Origin of the sequence: Membranihabitans marinus (genome assembly GCF_021729155.1) — a bacterium.
GTDB classification, from domain to species: domain Bacteria; phylum Bacteroidota; class Bacteroidia; order Chitinophagales; family Saprospiraceae; genus Membranihabitans; species Membranihabitans marinus.
In genome coordinates, this window is record NZ_JAJQYA010000026.1 from 15,363 (window position 1) to 36,399 (window position 21,037).

20 protein-coding genes and 1 tRNA gene are annotated in these 21,037 nt (G+C 36.2%); 8 read left to right on the forward strand and 13 right to left on the reverse strand.

The window, feature by feature from the left end:
- Positions 1 to 41 precede the first annotated feature (41 nt).
- The 3 genes from LVD51_RS14490 to LVD51_RS14500 form a co-directional block, all read right to left on the reverse strand.
- On the reverse strand, positions 42 to 1,373 hold the full coding sequence (locus LVD51_RS14490) for an MATE family efflux transporter (RefSeq protein ID WP_236972115.1): 1,332 nt from the start codon (positions 1,371 to 1,373) through the stop codon (positions 42 to 44).
- A 184-nt stretch (positions 1,374 to 1,557) separates the two neighbouring features.
- Positions 1,558 to 1,929, reverse strand: a complete 372-nt coding sequence (locus LVD51_RS14495) for a hypothetical protein (RefSeq protein ID WP_236972116.1) — start codon at positions 1,927 to 1,929, stop codon at positions 1,558 to 1,560.
- Positions 1,930 to 1,989: 60 nt separating this feature from the next.
- Complete coding sequence (locus tag LVD51_RS14500; RefSeq protein ID WP_236972117.1) at positions 1,990 to 2,415, reverse strand: RrF2 family transcriptional regulator; 426 nt, start codon at positions 2,413 to 2,415, stop codon at positions 1,990 to 1,992.
- Between the two features lie 429 nt (positions 2,416 to 2,844).
- On the opposite strand from LVD51_RS14500, the gene LVD51_RS14505 reads away from it, so the two are divergent.
- The 4 genes from LVD51_RS14505 to LVD51_RS14515 all read left to right on the forward strand — a co-directional run bounded on the left by LVD51_RS14505 (position 2,845) and on the right by LVD51_RS14515 (position 5,541).
- Positions 2,845 to 3,318 carry a hypothetical protein gene (locus LVD51_RS14505; RefSeq protein ID WP_236972118.1) on the forward strand — a complete coding sequence of 158 codons (474 nt, stop codon included), beginning with the start codon at positions 2,845 to 2,847 and terminating at the stop codon, positions 3,316 to 3,318.
- 206 nt (positions 3,319 to 3,524) lie between these two features.
- Positions 3,525 to 3,821: a hypothetical protein gene (locus tag LVD51_RS14510; RefSeq protein ID WP_236972119.1), complete on the forward strand. Its 297-nt coding sequence runs from the start codon at positions 3,525 to 3,527 to the stop codon at positions 3,819 to 3,821.
- Positions 3,822 to 4,836: 1,015 nt separating this feature from the next.
- The gene (locus LVD51_RS20230) at positions 4,837 to 4,986 is read left to right on the forward strand and encodes a helix-turn-helix domain-containing protein (protein WP_394803177.1); all 150 of its coding nucleotides are present in this window, start codon (positions 4,837 to 4,839) and stop codon (positions 4,984 to 4,986) included.
- A 414-nt stretch (positions 4,987 to 5,400) separates the two neighbouring features.
- A complete protein-coding gene (locus LVD51_RS14515; RefSeq protein WP_236972120.1) occupies positions 5,401 to 5,541 on the forward strand; it encodes a hypothetical protein in 141 nt (46 codons plus the stop codon).
- 422 nt (positions 5,542 to 5,963) lie between these two features.
- Here the strand turns inward: LVD51_RS14515 and LVD51_RS14520 are convergent, their stop codons facing one another.
- Positions 5,964 to 6,446, reverse strand: coding sequence for a hypothetical protein (locus tag LVD51_RS14520; RefSeq protein ID WP_236972121.1), 483 nt, complete (start codon positions 6,444 to 6,446; stop codon positions 5,964 to 5,966).
- Positions 6,447 to 6,629: 183 nt separating this feature from the next.
- Positions 6,630 to 7,070, reverse strand: coding sequence for a hypothetical protein (locus tag LVD51_RS14525; protein WP_236972122.1), 441 nt, complete (start codon positions 7,068 to 7,070; stop codon positions 6,630 to 6,632).
- A 395-nt stretch (positions 7,071 to 7,465) separates the two neighbouring features.
- Between LVD51_RS14525 and LVD51_RS14530 the strand changes: the two genes are divergently transcribed.
- The 4 genes from LVD51_RS14530 (at position 7,466) to LVD51_RS14545 (ending at position 11,716) form a co-directional block, all read left to right on the forward strand.
- The gene (locus LVD51_RS14530) at positions 7,466 to 8,809 is read left to right on the forward strand and encodes a site-specific integrase (protein WP_236972123.1); all 1,344 of its coding nucleotides are present in this window, start codon (positions 7,466 to 7,468) and stop codon (positions 8,807 to 8,809) included.
- A gap of 453 nt (positions 8,810 to 9,262) precedes the next feature.
- Entirely contained in the window at positions 9,263 to 9,526 is a 264-nt protein-coding gene (locus LVD51_RS14535) for a helix-turn-helix domain-containing protein (protein WP_236972124.1), read from the forward strand.
- A gap of 211 nt (positions 9,527 to 9,737) precedes the next feature.
- Positions 9,738 to 10,190, forward strand: coding sequence for a hypothetical protein (locus LVD51_RS14540; protein ID WP_236972125.1), 453 nt, complete (start codon positions 9,738 to 9,740; stop codon positions 10,188 to 10,190).
- Positions 10,191 to 10,285: 95 nt separating this feature from the next.
- Positions 10,286 to 11,716, forward strand: a complete 1,431-nt coding sequence (locus LVD51_RS14545) for a hypothetical protein (protein ID WP_236972126.1) — start codon at positions 10,286 to 10,288, stop codon at positions 11,714 to 11,716.
- A gap of 25 nt (positions 11,717 to 11,741) precedes the next feature.
- Here the strand turns inward: LVD51_RS14545 and LVD51_RS14550 are convergent, their stop codons facing one another.
- The 8 genes from LVD51_RS14550 to LVD51_RS14585 all read right to left on the reverse strand — a co-directional run bounded on the left by LVD51_RS14550 (position 11,742) and on the right by LVD51_RS14585 (position 21,026).
- Positions 11,742 to 12,095 carry a hypothetical protein gene (locus tag LVD51_RS14550; RefSeq protein ID WP_236972127.1) on the reverse strand — a complete coding sequence of 118 codons (354 nt, stop codon included), beginning with the start codon at positions 12,093 to 12,095 and terminating at the stop codon, positions 11,742 to 11,744.
- Between the two features lie 824 nt (positions 12,096 to 12,919).
- Positions 12,920 to 13,651: a DUF3800 domain-containing protein gene (locus LVD51_RS14555; RefSeq protein ID WP_236972128.1), complete on the reverse strand. Its 732-nt coding sequence runs from the start codon at positions 13,649 to 13,651 to the stop codon at positions 12,920 to 12,922.
- A 462-nt stretch (positions 13,652 to 14,113) separates the two neighbouring features.
- Positions 14,114 to 14,187, reverse strand: a tRNA-Cys gene (locus LVD51_RS14560).
- 172 nt (positions 14,188 to 14,359) lie between these two features.
- Positions 14,360 to 15,016 carry an HD domain-containing protein gene (locus LVD51_RS14565; protein WP_236972129.1) on the reverse strand — a complete coding sequence of 219 codons (657 nt, stop codon included), beginning with the start codon at positions 15,014 to 15,016 and terminating at the stop codon, positions 14,360 to 14,362.
- Between the two features lie 23 nt (positions 15,017 to 15,039).
- Positions 15,040 to 15,435: an HIT family protein gene (locus LVD51_RS14570; RefSeq protein ID WP_236972130.1), complete on the reverse strand. Its 396-nt coding sequence runs from the start codon at positions 15,433 to 15,435 to the stop codon at positions 15,040 to 15,042.
- A 1-nt stretch (position 15,436) separates the two neighbouring features.
- Entirely contained in the window at positions 15,437 to 15,913 is a 477-nt protein-coding gene (gene greA / locus LVD51_RS14575) for a transcription elongation factor GreA (RefSeq protein ID WP_236972131.1), read from the reverse strand.
- A 121-nt stretch (positions 15,914 to 16,034) separates the two neighbouring features.
- On the reverse strand, positions 16,035 to 17,084 hold the full coding sequence (locus tag LVD51_RS14580; protein ID WP_236972132.1) for a PorV/PorQ family protein: 1,050 nt from the start codon (positions 17,082 to 17,084) through the stop codon (positions 16,035 to 16,037).
- A 12-nt stretch (positions 17,085 to 17,096) separates the two neighbouring features.
- The gene (locus LVD51_RS14585) at positions 17,097 to 21,026 is read right to left on the reverse strand and encodes a hypothetical protein (RefSeq protein ID WP_236972133.1); all 3,930 of its coding nucleotides are present in this window, start codon (positions 21,024 to 21,026) and stop codon (positions 17,097 to 17,099) included.
- Between the last annotated feature and the right edge of the window lie 11 nt (positions 21,027 to 21,037).

The window sequence follows — 21,037 nt, forward strand, 5'->3', positions numbered from 1 at the left end:
TATTTAGCTCACATTCTACATTTAGCTATTTTAACCATCCTCTATTCATTATCCCTTCTTCCCCTACCGAGAGTGAAGAATCCCAGCTTAGTCTTTATAAAAAACATAGCCGTTAGATTCCATACCACCGTGGATATCGCCGTAGCACCAGCTGCACCGTCTATGCCATAGCGGGGAATTAACCAGTAATTTAAGCCAATATTAAGCACGACGGTGAAGAGAATGATATTTTGAACAGTCTTCTGATTCCCCGTCATATTTAACAATACCAGATTGGCCCCACAACAAGCCGTTATCAGGTTGGCGAAACAGAATAAATAGATGACGATTTTTCCCGATAAAAATGACTGACCATGACCAAACATTCCGAGAAAAAAGCCTGGAATGACTATCAATACTAGGATAATCGGCAAGCTCACAGCAATGCCAATCCAAGTACTGCGCTGTACAAATGATTTCAGAACCTGATGATTCCCCTGAGCATAGAGTTCCGAATATTTACTTTCGGCAATGGCATTAAATGACAACAAACCAAGTAGAGACAAATTTGAGATTCGCAGTGCAACCGCATAAATGCCCAATTCTTCGATATCTACAAGGAAACGCAACATCAACCGATCTGTCATACTAAACAACACAAAACCCAAACCACCGACTAGCATAGGAAAGAAATATTTAAAATCACGACCTATCCTACTAAGTGATATATTTAATACAAACCCATTGGATGGCAATTTAATCCATCCATACAGAGCAAAGGCGAAAGCAGAAACTACAACAGCCTGAATGATATCCAAAGGTGATTGACGAGACCAGACTGGAATGAGGAGGAACAAAAAAGCCAATATTTGAATCCAATTATTTTGCAATGCCGAAAACAAAACAAATTGCCCTTCGGTCTTATAATACGATGCGAGATACAACACCACAGCAAGCGGAAGGCATAGCAACGCACTATACTGCAATTCCCTTATCCATTCCCTATTGACCACATTGTCATCAAGCAAGCTCTCCATTCCAAATGTCCCACCGAGGAAAATTAAGGACAATAATAGAATAATCCACAGGGAAGATTTCACAAAGACATCAATATCTCGCCCTTTATCTTTAGACTTTAGATCGGGAATCAACTTCACCAAATAGGTATTTAAGCCGAGGTTGACTACAAAGGAAGCCAAGACAGCCACGGTCAACACAAAAGAAAGTACTCCATTGCCCTCCGCTCCATACACCTTTGATATATAGATATAGAATAAATAGATGCCCAATATCCCGAAGACCTTACTTATTAGAAATATTCCACTTCCCTTTAGCAAATCCCATAGATGTAAATCGGATTTGAGTTTAACTAAAATGGATTTGATTGGTTTCAACTTGAAAATTTTAAATAAATGTAACAAGGAAATACCAATCAAAAAAATACTAAATTTTAGGAATTAGAATGATCTTGGCAATAGCATTCATAGGTCGTCCTATCTCATACAAAATATAACAGCTACTGAAATGACGATGGCGTTAATAACCATCATGCATTTTTACTATTATATAATCTAGCTTCTATATTTTAATCAATAGAAAAGTCAATAGTGGAATTAATATAAACAGCAAGGTGGTAGCATGAAAGGCTATGATATAATATCGACTTTTTAAACCTGCTACATGTAAAGTTATATTCGTAAAAAACAAAATCATTGACAATGCCACAAACCACAGTATTGGAACGGCCATGATGTGCATTAATAACAATGACAAGGTCATATATACACATGGGATCACTATAATGGCCTTGACCAACCAATAAACTCGATCCGTCGGTTGACCATCCACATAATCCACATATTTCCTCCATAGTCCTATAGGTCTTCTTGAAATAGGCTGGTGTAATTCGCGATTGCTAGCCCTTGTTTTTCCATGTGATATCGTTGCCATAATATATAATTTTAAAATAAATATTAAATGATCTTTTTATCTTTTATTACTGCAAATTTTTTATCCCGCTTTCACCTCCTTATTGGATTGATGCAACAAGTCGGCCAAAGTATTTTTCATACACATCTCGTTGAGATTATTCCTCACCTTTTCAAACTGAAAATGTATGGCACAAGGATTGTTGGCATTACAGGCTGGCAAGCCCAAGCCACATCTTTTAAAAACTTCATCACCATCAATAGCTTCTACTATTGAATAAAGAGAGATTAGGTCTGGGCGTCGATCGATAAAAAATCCACCTGATGGACCTTTCTGCGAGGAAATAAAACCTCTTTTGACGAGATTCTGAAGAATTTTTGCCGTAAATGATTCAGGGGTTTTGGAAATTTCACATATTTCCTTAATCCCTATTTTATGATTCTTCTCCCCTGCCTCAGCGATAACGCAAAGTGCTCTAATACCGTATTCACACGCCTTTGAAAACATTTTTCTACATTTATATTGCAATATAATACAAAAAGATCTTTTATTCAAGTACAGAACAAATTCTTTCCCATACCATGTATTTCCAATATCCCATCAAATACCAGAGTATTTCCTTCCTTATTTTTCTCCACTAAAAACATACAACCGGGCTAAAAATATTTCATCATTCTTGCCCAAAGGATTACAAGACATTAATTATCATTGACAAAATCCAACCATATTCTAATAAGTAGAGAAGGTAATTGAAAAAATGCAGATAAAATCATAGGATAATTTGAAAAAAATCACTATTTTAATGGCTCCCAAAAAACAAGTTTAACCCTCTCTAGAAGGTGACCATATAAACGAGTTGCGTCATTGTCAGCTGGCTATATTTAAACATATAAAAGCAGGCAAAACCCCCTATTACTTAAAACTTAAATTTTAACCATGAAGAATGTAGTTAAAAATATACATCGTTTTGAGGGTTTGTTATCAGATGAAGCCTACAAATCTCTCATCGCTAACGCTAATCAATATAATAGTCAATCCAATATTTCATTTAAAGTTTTGGATGTAGATGCTGTCGACCGATTTCTTTTAATTGAAGTGAGACAGGGAAAAAACGCTAATGGTCAATATTGTGATGTAAAGGAATTAATTGATAAAACTCAATCACTATTCTCCGAGACATTTCCCAAATATCGCATCATCTGCCGCCCCAAAATATACCACAAGCCCCCAGTTGACGAAGTAACCCCCAAGTGGCTACAGGAAACTATGACTAAAAAAAGGATCTCGTCCAAACAGATTAGAGAATTAACAGGGATAGACAAAAGCAATATTTCCAGTTGGATCAATGGAGGTCGACCAATGTCACAACCAGTTAAATCCATGTTTTATTTTATGTTCAAGGAATTATAGACCTAATATTAGCGGATTCCTTCATACTATGTCCCTGTAGAAGGATTGTCACCCTCCTTAATTATAAGATCAGATAGTGACATAAGCCAAGCCCAAACAAACAAGTCGGAATTTAAGAATATTACAAGTGATAAATTGTTATCGAAACATAGAAAATAGGGTTCGACAATGATTTGAATTTGCTTAAACAACTAAATACTTTAATTATGGAAAGTGTAATTAAAAATGTCAACCATCTCAAAAGATTACTGACAAAGGATGAGCTCAACAAGATAAATGCTGCGGCTGCACTATTTGCGAGTCATGCTCAAGTATTTTTTAAAATTGAGGAAGTAGACAAAAGAAAGATTACCGTATCGGTACGCCAACATCAAACCTCAGACAATCAATATTTCACCAGTGAACAACTCACAAAAAGATGCAGTGATCTCTTTAAAAAATTCTTTCCCTACTACTTCATTGAAGTGAAAGCCTTTTCAGACAACCATTTAATGGCTGACTAATTCACGCAAAAAATGAATAAAAGAGTGTTGAATGAATATCGCAGCTACTTTTTATACGAAAATACGAATCAAACTAATGATTACAGTAGTGGCATTCCTTGCCAACTACCTATCTTACTATTACTTGCCGCAAGAGCATTGATAAAGTTTTTTCATCTACCACTATCCTTCTAGTTTACTACCATAGTCTGATTTTATGGTATATTAATCAAAGGTTTTATTACATTATCACCTGACAATTTTTCGAACAATAATTGATAAAATCAAATGGAAAGACATCTCTTTGAAAATTTGGAAAAAAAAGAACTATCTGAATGTCAGTTACACAGGTTCAGAAAAATGGATTAATAAAGAATCTTGTAACCGTCGCAAATTGAACACATAAGTATAAACCTATGAAGGTATTATACGAAACACATTTTCCTTGAATGGGGATAGTCTATATACCATAGTACCATCGACATATAAACACTTCAACTAACAATTTCTAGTAGAAATTTTCATTTTTTATTATTAATATATAAAATATATTATGAGTACAATCACAGGGTTATACAAACTAAACTTAGAGGAAGACCAATCTAACATCTTAGAGGAAAATGCCAAACTTCATAAAAGATTTTCGAGGATTACCTTCAAGGTAATAAAATTTAATCCAGGCGATCGGGTCTTAATGATCAGAGTTAGCCAAAATAAAAGTATTCATCAAAATCAAATGCTTGTCCAAGATTTGGCCCGGATATGCAGAAAGCTATTCATACCAAATGCGTTTTATAATGTCGGTTAATATTTTGAGAGTATTTGAATTTAGACGAGGCTAAAAACACAGGCATAGCCGTAGCTACGGCGAGTATTTTAAACAATGTATAAATTCAAATAAATAGAAATATTACTGACAATTATAAACGCATTTGGTATAAGTCCTATTTATCCTGATTACACTATCCATGTAGATGCACAAGAACATAAGCGACATCATACTGAAATAGTAACTCCTAAATGGATCCAAGATGAAATGACAAAGAGAGGAATCAACTCAAAGGAATTGGTGGAAATGACAGGGATAAACAAATCTAATATTTCGGCTTGGATTAATGATATTCGACCAATGAGCCAACCGGCAAAGGCCCTGTTTTATTTTCTATTTAAAAATTGGAAAAATTGAAGTCATCTTCCTGTCATACATCCATATAGCTTCGTAAATCCAAATGCATTATTAAGGGTTATCTCCTTAGAAAGATCAGCCTTATCAACCTGATAATCAAGGTGATTAATAATGCAATCTTATAGTAAAACAACTATAGATTGCAAACTTCTACACACAAAAAACACTTAACTATATTCTAACGTATTTTACTATTAACCTTTAACAAAAAGATTGAAATATGAAAGAAAAAATTTCTACCAACATAAACACTAATCAAAAAGAACCATTGTAGATAATCGGTCATATTTAAATTATATCTCAAGTGGACCAATAAAAATATTTTCATTAGATGAAATAAACCATATAAATATTTCATATTTCCTAGTCGAACTTGAATATATTGACACTCTCCATAATAAAGTTAATAATACTTTGAAGGATTTTAAAATTTTTGAATGGGAGAAACATAATAATGGAAACTGGCGTATTGATTCATTTTATCCATTTACACTTCCTTTAGATTCTGCACGTGAAAAAATTATTCAGAATGCCAAAGCCAGTTTAGGGAAATAAAACTGTTAGTGTAATCAATTCCAATATAGATTTATAGACTTTAGTATCAACTAAATTATTATTTACTTAAGGGCAGAATCGTCCAAAAAAGAAAAAAAGCCCTGAAGTAGCATAGTCCAATAGCATAGGGTGCAACCCTATAGAGAATAGATCTTCCAAAAATAAGTCCTAAAGGATTTAGGCAAATAATATAGATAATGCGTATATTATAAATAATGATATGGTAAAAATATTAATCTTAACAGTGTTAATGAATAGAATAATAGCGGTAGAATGAATTATGCAGGGCAATAATTAAAACGCCTTAATCGGATTTGTCATGATTTTTGCCCAATTTATCTTAATATGAAAATATATACGATTAAATCTAAATTTGTTTTAAAATAAAAATATATTATCGCAAAAATATCGCCAAATCAATTTCAGGTCACATCTCTACCGTGGGTTTTCAACTCACGGCTATGACATATCATCCCTGACTGAACGTAGTTGCCCTTTAGGGCAACCAAAGGTCGTAAATCGACCTTTGGTGAAGATGACCGAATGAAGTTGCTCAATAGAGCAACCCGATGGACTAAATGTCCATCGGATGAGGATGACTGAACGAAATACGAAGTATCCAATCGACAAAATGTCGATTGGGTGAAGGAACCGAAACCTCCGTGTTTCGGGTGGGTTGGCCACTGTGCTCCGGCATGACTGCAACGTAATACGATAGGTTTATAGCCACTGGCTCCGGCGTGACTGCAACGTATATCGATAGCGAATTTCATGGAATCTCGTCGCAGCGCAGTGGCTGCGACTTCTCTCGCCAGAGCCCGATTTACGGGCTCTGGTGCTTTGCACTTTGCTCGTTCACTCCGGCGTGACTGCAAAGTAATTCGATAGGTTTTTAGCCACTGCACTGCGACGAGACAGCATTTAAATTGACAGGTTTAAGTACTTGTCACAGTAATAATATAATTGTCTTGAAGGAACCGAAGCTTCCCGGCCGAGAATATTAGCAGTCTTAGAAAAAACGATGTAGACGAGATTCTGCAATGAAAATAACATTGTAGAAATTTTGAATCAATCAAATCTGATTATTATTAATAAGGTTCAATGTCCTTTAAGTGTAATATATAATTCTCTTCTATTGGCCAATCGTAACTAGCAATACCACAGGCATCATAAATATCTCCTGATATAATTACAGCTTTCGATACCCAATTAAAGCTATCTAAAAAAGAGGTAGGAATTTTTTGACAGAGATCGAGCACCATATTCGAATCGAAGGTCATAGTTACCGATATTGTAGAGTCACTCCCAATCCAACCAACAACCTTATTAGCCTTAAGCCTTTTCACTCTTTTACTTGAACACTTAGACAGAGAACAATCATTATCTTTAGACCGATTTACAACAGTAAACCCTTCGGGATACTCAAAACCAGCAAGACTTACTTGTTCTACTTTTTCACAAGAAAAAAATAAAAGAACTGAAATTAAAAATAGGCAATTAGGTAGGAATTGATTGTAGAATTTAGGCATAATTCTCTGAGATATGGTTACTTTAAAAATATTTATTCGCTTTAAAGACGGGTAAACATTAACAAATGTTGGAAAAAACAACCCTATAAAAATAATAATCCAGCACACAAACCAGCACTCAACGCAAACAAAAAAAGGTATCTCACTGAATCACAGCAAAATACCTTTACATATGGAGGTCGCGGGCGTACCTCATTGATTTATGTTTTAATTAATTTAATTTAACTTTCAATTATAGTGTGTTCTAGTATATATCTAGGTTTAATAGGCTAGTAAAGGGTCGTAGGAAATATTCAAAAATTAAAATAAATACAACTAGATGAATAAAAAACAACACTCAAAACAACACTCAATAAATAAATTGATATATTGGGAATGCAAGTAAACTATATATTATGAAAATAACAGCGTTACTAATCAGGGAAGAAGTAAGTAAGAAGACAGGTATAAAACTCCAATTTTATAAAAACAGAAATCGCTATACATGGGGTACTGGATTGTCCATCCTACCCAGCGACTGGAATTTTAAAACACAGCGACCAAAAATTAAAAAGAAAAAATCCAATCCAAACGAAAGACAGAAAGAATTAGAACTAATGGACATTACCAATAAGTTAGATATCTGTACTGTGGCAATCAAAAATTATATTACCAAAACTGAGGTGAATAATGAACACTTTGATTTCAACTTGTTAAAAACCGAGTTAAACGACATAACTAAGCCGGAGTTATCTCAATTAGCCAACCCCATAGAAAATACAGACGAGAAGTTAATTTTTATAAAAGATTATACAAAGGAATTCATAGAAAGAATGGAGTCCGGAGATAGAAGAAATCCACAGAATGAGAATATTTATTCATTCGGAACAATTAAAAACTACAGGCAATTTCTTAGTTTTTGGAAGACCTTTGAAAAATCAAAAAGGGAACGATATCGTTTTAAAGACATTGACCTTAACTTGCATAATAATTTAATAAGCTATTGCAACCGAAAAAATTACAAAACAAATTATACTGGGCGAATCATCAAACAATTAAAATCAATCATAAAAAACGCATATAGAGACGGCATCCATAATAATGAAATTTTTAAGGACGAAAGGTTTAAAGTACTTAAGGCAGAGACTGACTCAATCGCATTATCCGAAAAAGAAGTACAACTACTCTATGAATTAGACTTATCAAATGAAAAACGACTAGAGCGCCTAAGAGATGTTTTTTTAGTTGAGTGCTATACAGCGTTAAGATTTTCAGACGCTAGTAAGATAACACCTGAACACGTAGCCCACAATGAAGATACAAATAGAAATGAGATACATATGTTTACAAAGAAGACGAGCGAAAAAGTAATCATTCCAATTAGGCCGGAACTTGAACACATACTATCTAAATACGAATACCATATCCCAAAAGTATTTGAACAAGACTTGAATTCTGAAATAAAAATAATAGCCAAAAGAGCCGGAATACATGGCAACATCAATACAAAAGAAACCATTGGGGGCAAGGTAGTCTATGGAAACAAACAAAAACACGAGTTAATTACAACACATACAGGAAGGAGAACAGCGGCTACCCTTATGTACTTAGCCGGCATTAATCCAATAGACATAATGAAGATTACAGGCCACACAACGGAGAAAAACTTCATGAAATATATTAAGACTGACAAACAACAAACCTCTAATAAATTATCAAGTAATAAATTTTTTATGGGTAATAATTTGAAGGCTATATAGTAAATATAAAAACAAATTCAGCCTTTTCAGATATCGTCTTAAGTTTATAAATCTAACTCAGGGTGTTTTGTGCCCCAAGGGTTCTCTATATGCCTTTATCAGTCTCGAAGTGCAGATCTGCACCTATCTAACAATATCAGATAAAAATTCATATTAATGGTTTCTAGCTCTTATACAACAAAAAAACATCGTGTATTTACTTGTCGAATAAAAAATATTTTTAGTGATCTGAAATATTTTCAAATTCACCAAAAAAACAACTCATGGCAACGTGTGGCAATGTGTGGCAATGTGTGGCAAAACAATTAACTATTATAAACACCATTTTATGCAAGCAATTATTAATTAATTATACTTAATTGTTTAATTTTTAATGTAATTTTTAAAATATTTATTCTTATTAAAATTACATTATATACATTTGTATTATTGTTAACTCAAATCAATTTAATTATGAATGTAGAATTACTTACATCGGAAACAGTAAGGGAAATTGTAAGACAAGAAATCAATCAAGGTATTACGGAATTATTAGACAAACGTGCCAAAGAACAAAAGTACTTTTCAAGAAAGGAAACGGCCAATCGTTTACATGTTTCACTTCCAACACTTCACAACTACACAAAGAATGGTTTAATTAAAATGAAAAAAGTAGGGGGGCGTGTCCTTTATTCAGAAGGAGACATAGAAGATGCCTTACGCTGCCTTTCTAAATAACACGACCATACACCCACTTGATGGCCGACATACGGAATTAAATATACTAATGAGTCGAGTATATTAATCACAACCTATCTGACTCAACCTTTTTTATTGCACGTGAGAGAATCCAAAATCTTATTTGAATAGCGTTAGCTAATTCAACAAATCATTTATTTATTAAAATAGCTCATAATTAATTTAATGAGTGTGCAAATCATATTTAAAAATGAAAAAAATACCTACAATTAAATTAGTGTTAGAGCCTTCAAATGCATTCCCATCAAGGTACACTATTAGAAATACTATTGATCAATTAGATAGAGGATTACATGAATATCCTACAAGCCTAGTGTATGCCGGTAATACTATTCTTAACGGCCTAAACTCATTTGAACTGTCAGAACCGAACAGAGTGGATTACCGGCATAATGGAGTTTGGAAATTCCTAGAGAGTAATTCGTTTAATGGCAATCAAATATTTACAGGTCTATTAAGAAGTAGGCTTTATTATAGATTGTATATGGGTGACTGGAAAGACAAAACAGGGAATAAGTCTACTATTGGTTTAAGATCGTATAAAGAAACGTCTAACGTGCGATTAGTAGTGTTGCATGGATATTGTCCACGTAGTGTAGAAAAAAGAGAGGTGGCTATTTATAATGCCTTAATGAAAAGATAACCCCGCAGTTCATAGGATAGCGGGGCTATTACAAATGTTAACTCTAATGTAAATATACAAACATGTACGACTTTGTAAAATTAAAAATCAAATGTTTGTCCTTAGATCAATTAAGAGATGTTCGAAATATTGAATCAAAGGAAAGTGATATCAATGGAAAACTTAAGTTCAAGTACTTTAATTTCGATATAACGTATTCTGAACGAAATGGAGATATCGTATTAAAAGGATCTATCCATAAATATTGGAACTACATAAATGGGAGAGGTTACCAAAATTATAATGACTTCAATATGATGCAAGCCTACCACGCATTTATACATCTAAGTAGTAATTTTGGCGTTGGACTAAAAGATATGACACCCGAGAACCGAGAGACTGCGGTAAATCTAAGAGTAAGTATATCGCCAACGGAAATAATTAAGGATAACATTGTTTGCAATAGGCAATCTTTAAAAAAGGATACATTAGAAAATTTTGAAAATGGAGTACTAGGGCAATTGCGAGCCATGTGGAAAAGTACATACAGAATAAAGATGTACGATAAAGGAAAGGAGAGCGGGATATCTGGTTTTATATTCAGATTTGAAGTTCATGAGGATAGGACTAGTAGAATCAATACCATCAATTACGTACATGATTTATTTGTTAGGCATAATGTTGACAAAATAACCAAACATCTATTAGAGCAACTTAATGACTGCCTGATAGTGGACACATTCAATCCTGATAATATTACGGACGAAAAGGATGCAAAACTACTATTACAATATACTAATAGTAAGTTTTGGTCAAAATTGAGAGATGGAGAGAGGAAGACTTACGGTCGAACATGGAACAAGGCACACAAGTTGTTCGAGAAATACGGACTACTAAAAATAAGAAAGGAATTAACTAGCAAGGCGATACAGAAGATAAAAGAACTTACTAAAGAATTGCCATCAGTTGATCAATTAAACAAGGATTCTGACTCTAAAATGTCCCGATCTACTCGAATTTTAGATATAGATTCCAGTACTGAAAACAAGGTTTGCAATCATAGTAATTTCACCCCTCCAATATCGCATAAAAAATGTATTAAAATGTCATCTGTTTTAGAGCCTGTACAACTTCAAAAAGAGCCTAATAATAGAAGTAGCTGCAGACCTTTCAAATACAAGGGGTTAAGGGTTGAAATGTCCCGATATAAACATAGTATAGTAGTAGATCGGGACATATGCCTTTCTAGTACACTAGATATAACCCATCAAAAAAGGGGTTCAAAGTTCATTTCTGAGAAGACAGTAAATGGTCTCCGGATCAGCAATCCAAATGAACACAAAAGACTGGTTAAAAAATACCTGCCTAATGGAGTTAAAAACCTATCAAATGATACAATAGATTATCGGATTGCCCACAATGCAAGAAATGAATTTCATAACCCCAGAACAAGGAAAAGAAAAAAGATTCAGAGATTAAGAGAATCTAATCTTCTATTCCCTATTCAAGAAGTTGTTTCAAATCCAGAGTATAGAAAAATAATCTAATGTAAAACGAGATCAAAACGAGAAATTAAAGATGTGGGGCGTTCAATCGCTCACAGCCATCAATATACTTTCTCCAAACCTTCGCCAACTTGACGATAAACTCAGATTGATAATTCAGAACTCCAATTCTACTAATTAAATGATCATTTAGCGGCTGATCTCTAGTCTCCGGACTATTCAAATAAATATCCAATACCTCGTTATTTCCTTGAACTATATCGGATGGGTGGTACATTTGGAATAAAGAATTAATTACATTCTCTAAGTCTTCCAACATCGCAGCTCCATTGTCTTTGTCGGTTATGGAATCTGAACTACTCACTTGATTAGGTGTACTAGGACTTACAGAGTCCTGCACAAACTTATTTTCTTTTTGCATATCGGAAACGTTTGTAAAAGAGGTTGCCGTTAGGGCTGCAAAAATGTTCAAGGAACAGATTCTACACACCTTTCGGATAGTGTTACCCATAGGCAACCACATATTTTAAATAATAAATTTTTCGGATAACAAGATTACCCTTAAACATTTCTGCATACAAAAACATAATACATTCAGTCTTAAAATAAGAGGATTTGAGCGAATTTAATTGAAAATGTATATAATTAGGATGGTTCAGGAAGTAAACAGCCGACACGGTTCAGATATGGGGCGATTTAATTAAAATGCGAGTATTACCAACGGTATAGATAAAGTCAACCACTAGTATAAACGCATAGTGGAATGTTATCTTAATCAATTCAACAAGGGATATTGCACGAATGGAAACGGCACGAAACGGCATAGTAGTAGCTATTCTATCTAATAAGAGGATGCCGGTACGCATATTTCCACAGCGTGATAGGACCGCCAACATTTTTAAAGTGGGAATTCTTACCTTGGGTTATTGTAAGATCGAAACGGGAAATACCGAAACTAGACTAGTAGAGGTTTCTATGGTTAGGAATTAGTAACCCATTTTATTAGGACCAACGCAAATTTGCGCCCGTTAACCATTGCCCACCTGCATAAACATAAATTGAATATCGAAGCCGTATTTACGGCCTTGAGAATTTATTTCTATAATATATATACAAATAATCGAAAAATATCGTTATTTATCTTATATTGGTTGTAGCAGAACTGCAAAAATAAATTTACAATAAAACGGATTGGGGTGTCCTCGGTCGGCAAAAAGGTTGAGTATATACTCAACCTTTTTGTTTTTAAGGAAAAATCTTAAGCCCATAATTTGAACCATTCCTACTATAGAATTTATTTTTAAAAAGATCAAATGAACTATTTGTATTAGTTGGATTTATAACATGTTTTGCAATAGGATAAGCTAATAGATCAGACAATTGCAAACCATTAATATTATCCTTTTTAGATTGAAAGTATGGTTTAAACAACTTTGATTGAAATCTATCAAATGTAACATATTGAGTTCCATTGTAATATAGATTGGACATATGACTCAATAATTTATCATTTTCCTTTTTCCCTCTTTTTTCAATGCATACATGCACCTCTTCACAACCTCCTCTTTGATCTAGATAATAAATCACTCGTTCATAAATAAAAGATAATGATATATCATATACATCAAAATATTGTTGCCCGTATTTGTGTACATATCTTTCCTTTTGGATTACAGAAGAAAAAATTGTATAATTAAAATGAGTAATTATAGAATTTAAATGCTGGTAAAAGTCAAATTTCATGTTTTTGTCGAACAATATTTCAAAGTGATTTTCACACCTTCTTATATCCCTTGAATGTAAAACAATATCTTCATTTCCCCAAAAACGATACTTTAAATTCTTAAAATGTTGGTTAATTTCATTATAATCTTCATCCGAAATCAATACCCCACAAAGAACAAAAACAGGAAATTTTGGGTCAATATTCCGAAGGCCATGATCCCCACTTTCGTCTAAAAACAAATAATAATTCATACTTACATCTTTTTTTATTCAAATTTCCTGATTACTCGTAGTAATCAAGTCAACAACCCGAAGTAATTAAAACTTCAATTATTCAGCAATTACAAGTTGTAACTACTTTGGAAGGATACTTTAAAATAAAGAAATGATTTCTGAATTTTACCCATGCATTTTCTATTGTCTGATGTTCGAGTCCACGCAAAAACTTATTAAGAACTGATACTTGAAATAATCCCATTATTGAAAATTTGTAGCCTTTGAAATATTCAATGCCTCATTTGATCATCAAAAAACAATTCAATCACATGAAGTCTATTACTCTCAAATATAGTTTTCAGGTATGAGTCTATAAAATTTCAAAGATAGAAATATTGCAAAAGAGGTTAATATATGGGGAAAAACAACACTCAAAACAACACTCAACGCAAACAAAAAAAGGTATTTCATTGATTAACAACGAAATACCTTTAAAAATGGAGGTCGCGGGCGGATTCGAACCGCCGTACAAGGTTTTGCAGACCTCTGCCTAGCCACTCGGCCACGCGACCATAGATAAAAATTGGAATGCAAATATAATATAAAGTCTGTATTAAAACGAAATTATCTATATTATCTTTTACAGTAAAAATTCACTTAACCGCTCCACCATCCATTCCCACTAAAAATTCTTTATCCCCCAAACCATTCCTCAACCAATTAACTGCCCCATCTAAAACCATGTCAAAGGCCTTCAACATTCCACTCTCTAAAAAACTGATCTAGATATTGCTCCAAAAACACATGTCTCTCTTCAGCCAATAAACGCCCCGTTTCGGTATTCATCTGATCTTTGAGCCGCAATAACTTATCGTAGAAATGATGGATGGTCGGCGCTGTAGAACCGCGATATTCCTCCTTGCTTTGGTGACGAACAATGGGAATCCTCGGATCGTACAAAGGTCTATTCCTATACCCCCCATAATTAAATGCCCTCGCTATACCTATGGCCCCTATAGCATCTAATCTATCGGCATCTTGGACAATTTGCAAAGCCATAGACTTGTCAATGTCTCGCTCCAAACTCGATCGATAAGAAATATTTTTAATAATATACAACACCTCTTCCCGAACAGAAGGGGCAACATCAATAGAGGACAAAAAAGTAGACGTCTTCTCAATCGCTATATCTTCATTGCCATTGTGAAACTTGGCGTCGGCAATATCGTGCAATAATGCCCCTAAATCCACAGCTATATTCTGGTACTGTTCTCGGTCCGCAATATAAGACGACAACTTCCACACCCGTTCCACATGCCAGAAATCATGTCCACTTTCAGCCTCAGCCAACTCAGACTTGACATAGGATACCGTATGGTCCAGAATATTTTCAACTTCCATCTTTTTAATTTCTTCTGCCTTTATTACTGAAAAGCGGACTGAATCTCATCGGCAACAGCCTGAAACTCTGACGAGGTCAATTTGAGCTTGTCTTTTTTAAAATCCATGTCGTATATAGAATAGATAGGTATGAGGTGGATGTGAGCATGAGGCACTTCGAGACCAATGACGGTCATACCAATACGCTCACAAGGAATAACAGACTCAATGGCCTTTCCTACCTTTTTGGCAAACACCATTAAATCCCCCAACAAATTGTCGTCGAGATCAAATAAATAATCCGTCTCCTGCTTTGGAATAACCAAAGTATGGCCTTTTACCAAGGGATTGATATCCAAAAAAGCCAAAAATCGGTCATCTTCAGCAACCTTGTAAGCCGGTATGTCCCCTTGAACTATTTTAGTAAAAATAGAGCTCATATTATTTGATTCTAATATCCATGATCTCAAATTGAATAATGCCACCAGGAGTTTGAATTGCTGCAATTTCACCCACTCTCTTGCCCAACAATCCTTTTCCAATCGGCGATGTCACAGAAATTTTCTTAGCCTTAAGGTCAGCTTCAGATTCTCCAACTAAAGTGTACTCAATAGTCTTATTTACCTTAAGATTCTTCAGTTTCACCGTCGTTAAAATATTGCACTTATCGGTATTAATCTGCGAAGAATCGACAATTCTGGCATGAGCCAATTGCTTTTCCAATTCGTTGATCTTCATCTCCAATAGACCTTGAGCGTCTTTGGCCGCATCGTATTCAGCATTTTCAGAAAGATCACCCTTGTCTCTGGCTTCTGCTATGGCAGCCGCCGCTTCTTGTCGGCCCCTGGTTTTTTTGTCATCTAATTCTGCGCGAAGCTTATCATAACCTTCCTGCGTTAAATAGGTTGTTCCAGACATATCTAATTATTTTATATAGTGAAACCTCTCCCCTTTTTGCGGACTATTCATCTGCAAAAGAGTCGAGGTAAAATGTATTTTGAATTAATCTAATCTATTAAATGTAAAAATACGAAATTTATTATATGTTAAGTCGTAAAGATAGATTATGTGTACCATTCCATGGACTAGTGGTTCGATAGGCATAGTCAATACCCAGTTTTTTGCCTTGATTTTTCCCAAAAGGAATATCTACACCCATTCCAGCACTCAAACCAGTATACACCGATCCAGCCGAAGCTCCCGTCGCAGTATTTCCAACTTCGACCTTATAGGCCGTCCGGAGAAATAAAAGGTCTTTATACCCATATTCTAGCCCTAATCCCACTTCATCCTTTGAAAATGAATTGGAGGTGAAATTCCCAACAAAACTAAATCGATTGACCGTTAACCAATACAGATCATATGACATGCCAATATTTAGTTGAGAGGGCAATTCAAAACTAGCAGCTCGCTGATCGTAAGTCAATTCATAAGACACTTGTCCATCGGGATTTTCCGCTCGTGTGGTCAAACCTTCCCCGCCAAATTTCATTGGCGTGCCTACGTTGCGAATACTGACACCGAACTTAAAATTGTCCTGTGGTCCATTGACATATTGCACTCCAGCATCGATGGCCACACCTAAGGCACTGAGATCGGCCGTACTCTCAGAGATCACTCTCAAAGCCACACCCACCGATATTTTATTTTCGTACGTATAAGAATAACCGATTCCGAGGTTAAAAAAATTCGGAGAATAGGTCGCCCCAATTCCGTCGGGTTGATCGGTAGTCGTCACTTCAATGGCACCAAAATCCATGGCCGTCAAACTAATGGCCAATACGCTCTTGCCCATTCGCTGAGCCACTCCCAATGCATTGATATTGATATCCGTGCCTACAAGATACTTGGTATGGCCCATCAGGATATCGGTTTGATTTACACCAGACAGACCTGCCACATTGAGATTCATAGACTCTAAGCCCTTGATCATGGCCGTGGCAATATTGTTCATACCTGCGCTCTTGGCCCATGGAATCAACAACAACTCAGCAGCACCTGCCTCACCCTGTCGATCGGGATTACCCGCATATCCATGGTTCAATACCATCACCGAAAAAATAATATATAGAATACTCCTTAGTTTCATTGGATACTGTTTTTATAACCCGCTTGGGTCAAATTTTCGATTAACCCCAAACCATTTCAATGTTCTCTCTCCCAACTCATAGGCATTGACATGGATAATGTACAATCCACTGGCTATGGGTATTCCCTTACTGTTGTTGAGATCCCATTCCAAAGCCGGTGATACCTGCTTATACGATGTCCCCGGATTAATGCGACCGCTGTTGGACAAGGGTTGTTCATCTCGTTTGTATTGACGAATCAGTTTTCCATCCAAACTGTAGATAGTCACAATACACCTTGGAGGTAAATTGGTAATCTTTACCACATTGCTAAATTGAGTGGACTCATAACTGGAATAAGCAAAATAGGGATTGGGTACTACATTGATATCCCTTAGGGTAGAATCAACGCCTTCTTCCACCAAATCATTGGCTGCCACATTACTTAAATCAAATTCATAGGCTGGATGGCCACGATTGATTTCAGTATCCTTATACACCGCATAAGGCCGATTCACTCTCAATTGAATCGTAGTCTCATTGGGAATTAATCCCTCTGCATAGGAAGTCATCGTTCCGTTGGTCAATGGGATCCCCGTCCACATAAACTGTTCAATAGCCCGAATTTTCGAAAGAAAACTAGTTCCGGGTAGAAGTCTTGTCCTAATTTCCGCACATTCATCATAGGCAGAATTGGTCACATAGATATAATGTTGACCAAAGCTTTTGTAGACACTAGCATCGGGTTGACCATTTGGATAAATCAATTCACCATCTGGATTCCACATCATGTCCCCGCCAATTTCACCTGCTGAACTCAATGTAGCATCGTTGACCTCACTGTATACCGAGTTTTCACCAAATAATATATTCAACCTTTGGCCGGTTTCTACATCAATGGCATAACCGGGGAACCATCCCATACCAATGCCATCGCCATCGGGATCCGGCAGTCCATCGCCATTGTTATCTTCCTTCCCTACGGAAGGTGATCCTCGCATTTCCAAATTCAATGAATTGCCAATGGTTTTATAAACCCCTCCGAGGTCACTCTGATAATAATTAGGCAGAGCAGTTTCCAATACTGCACATCGCGACCACTTGGATTTATCGGAAGTAAATACAATATCTACATTATTCAGGGTTTCCAAGCTACTTCGTTCATGCATAATACTAGAACCCGTAAAATTAAACCATCCTGGACTGAGATAGAATTCTTCAGAAGAGCGATAATCGGCCAAGTAAAATGGAAATAGACCGTTAAAACTCGTTCCGAATGCCTTGTTGGGGTCTAATTTATTGTCTATTTCTCCCAAATCTGTTTTTAAGTAATTGTAGAAAGGTTGAACGTCGTCTTCTACCCAACCCAACCATGGATTGTTGTTGTCGCTAAAAATAATACTTCCTCCAATGACGCCACCATCTTCATCCTCAGTCTTACCTACTTGTTCTACTTGCCCTACGGTAATTGAAAAACCGTATTTTGACACCGCTTGCTCATTGAGTGCTTCAATACTTCGATCAGATACCAACACATCTTCGGGGTTATCGAGATTGATCAACTCCCATCTTGCATCCGTATCCAAAACATCGTCTTCCATATTACTATCGACAAAGCGCAATAAATATTGACCATTTTGTACTTCCAAAGGATTGTATATATTTACTTCAATCGGTGCTCCACCTCGTTCGTATTTCAACTTTCCATCATAACTGCCGTCCATGATGGCATCACGGGTCTCTTGACTTATATTTAAATAGTTTTCCCCTGTCCCTTGACCGTCAACTTTGGTAATCTGAATTCCCGAACCATATTCAGCATTGGTCTTGGTATAGGTCAATGGCCTTGGCAACGCGGTATATACTTTAACATTCCGTCGTCCTGCCAAATAGGGATTTCTTTGCCCCACTCCGGTTTTGAAATCAAAGTCCTCATAATTGTTATACCCATAAGCTAGGGCCATAAAGTAATATTTCTTGTGGTTGATCAAACTGCGATCTCCGCTAGAAAATTGATCTTCGGTTACCCGAAAGGTATGCCGCAATCCATTATTTTGGCCTAACACTTCGATGGTTGGTTCATATAATATTTCTCCCGGACTAGTCGGGTGAGGACTCGGTGCCCAATTGACGAGCTGATCGACATTGTTGGCCAAGTCGGTTTGAAATATCAATCGAGCTTTTTCTGGATTATCAATTTCTGAAGCAGACACATCTGCATTGGCCAATTGATATACTTGATAACCTTCAAACACGTAGCTCTTCTCCATCTCTGGTAAAGAAATGGGAGCTTTAAGGTCGATCTCTAGGTATTCTTCTTTATAATTATTAGACGTAATATCGTTGGACAAAATCAATATCAATTCCTCATCCAATTCCACTACATCGACGTCTGGTGCATCGGGACCATCGGTGATATCAAAACAGTTGTCGAATAATGCTTGTGCAGTTTCATCAGCCGCCAATAAAGGCTCGATGCTGGGACATGGATAATCCGTAATATCTGGAACCCAAACCACTCCAACGATCAATTCATTAACGGCCCCTGGATCCAATCGAAAAGGACCAGAAGCTTGAATGGTACGTCGATCACCAAAATTTAGATTGGCACTACACATAGACCATTCAGTAGAATTATTAGGGCGACCGGTAAAGGCGTAATCTATCGGTGTACCACCGATTTCATAAGCATCACCTCCTTGGGTAAAAGGAGAACCATCCTTCCATGAACCGCTCATATAGCGATAGTATTCTTGAGCGATTTCTGGATCCGTCTGCGCATCTGGCCATTCACCTACTCCGCCATTGTTGTAATAAGTGAATGAGGACATCCCTATTTCCACATTATTTTCATCCAGTGGTCCTCTAAAATAATCCACTCCCAACATAGGGATATCATTACAATAAGAATTGACTCCGTTACATTCACAACCTGTAATACCATCCACTTGATCTTCATTGTAAACAAAGGCCAAGCTTCGAGCTGTATCACAACCTATATAGTCATCTTGTGGACATCCAAGATCGGGATCTACCCACATGGCAAAAAACGTACTATCAATGCTCTGAGTGGCTCGATTAATCAATTTATACCGTTGAAAAGTCATATTGTTGATCTCATCATTGGTCGCATAAGCAAAGGCCTGTACCTGAACTTCCATTTGAATAGGATTACCCTGGGTTTGAGAGTGAATCGCACCAGCATCGTTATATATCCAAAATATCATTTCATCTGGAAACTGAGGGGTTGGACAACCTCTGATTTCAATTATTGGATAGTCACCATCTAAGGGATCGTATGCAAAATCGTTATTGAAATCAAAATAACCCGCCAAACCTTGAGAAGTATTGGGCAAATCAAATCCGTGAATTCGCTTAAAATGAGGATTGCCCCGAGCCGGCCAGCCCAATACATCTTCAGGGATATCGTCTGCCGTAAGAGTAGTTCCATTCAATTGAGCAATTTCAAAGTCCCCAATAAACTGTCGAATGTTATCACCATTGACTACAAAATGCTTATCCCAATTGGCACATACATCGCGATCTACTGTGCCATCGGTTGGATTCAATGGACCGGGCCAAAAATCATTGGCATTGGCCGTTCTAAATTGCTGAGCAGCCAATTTCAAATTCCCTACTGGATCGTATCCACCCAACCATACTGCACCAGCATAGATGGCCGACACTTCAGGAAGGCCAGATCCTGGCTCCACTTTGGGCACGATATATTTGCCATCGGTCAAATCCCACCATACGTCACCACCACCCAACAAACGCGCTCTAACGTTGTTGATCGACATATCGATTTCTGATTTAGATGGGGCACAATCGGCTCTGTAGGTAAACTCTATCTCTGCCTTCTTATTATTCTTTTTGTAATCCTCCTTCAGCCAGTCGGGATGTATGGCGTAACCATTCAGCCCCAAAGCCAAAAAGAGTATTAATATTATATTTTGCTTCATTGTATTTCTCA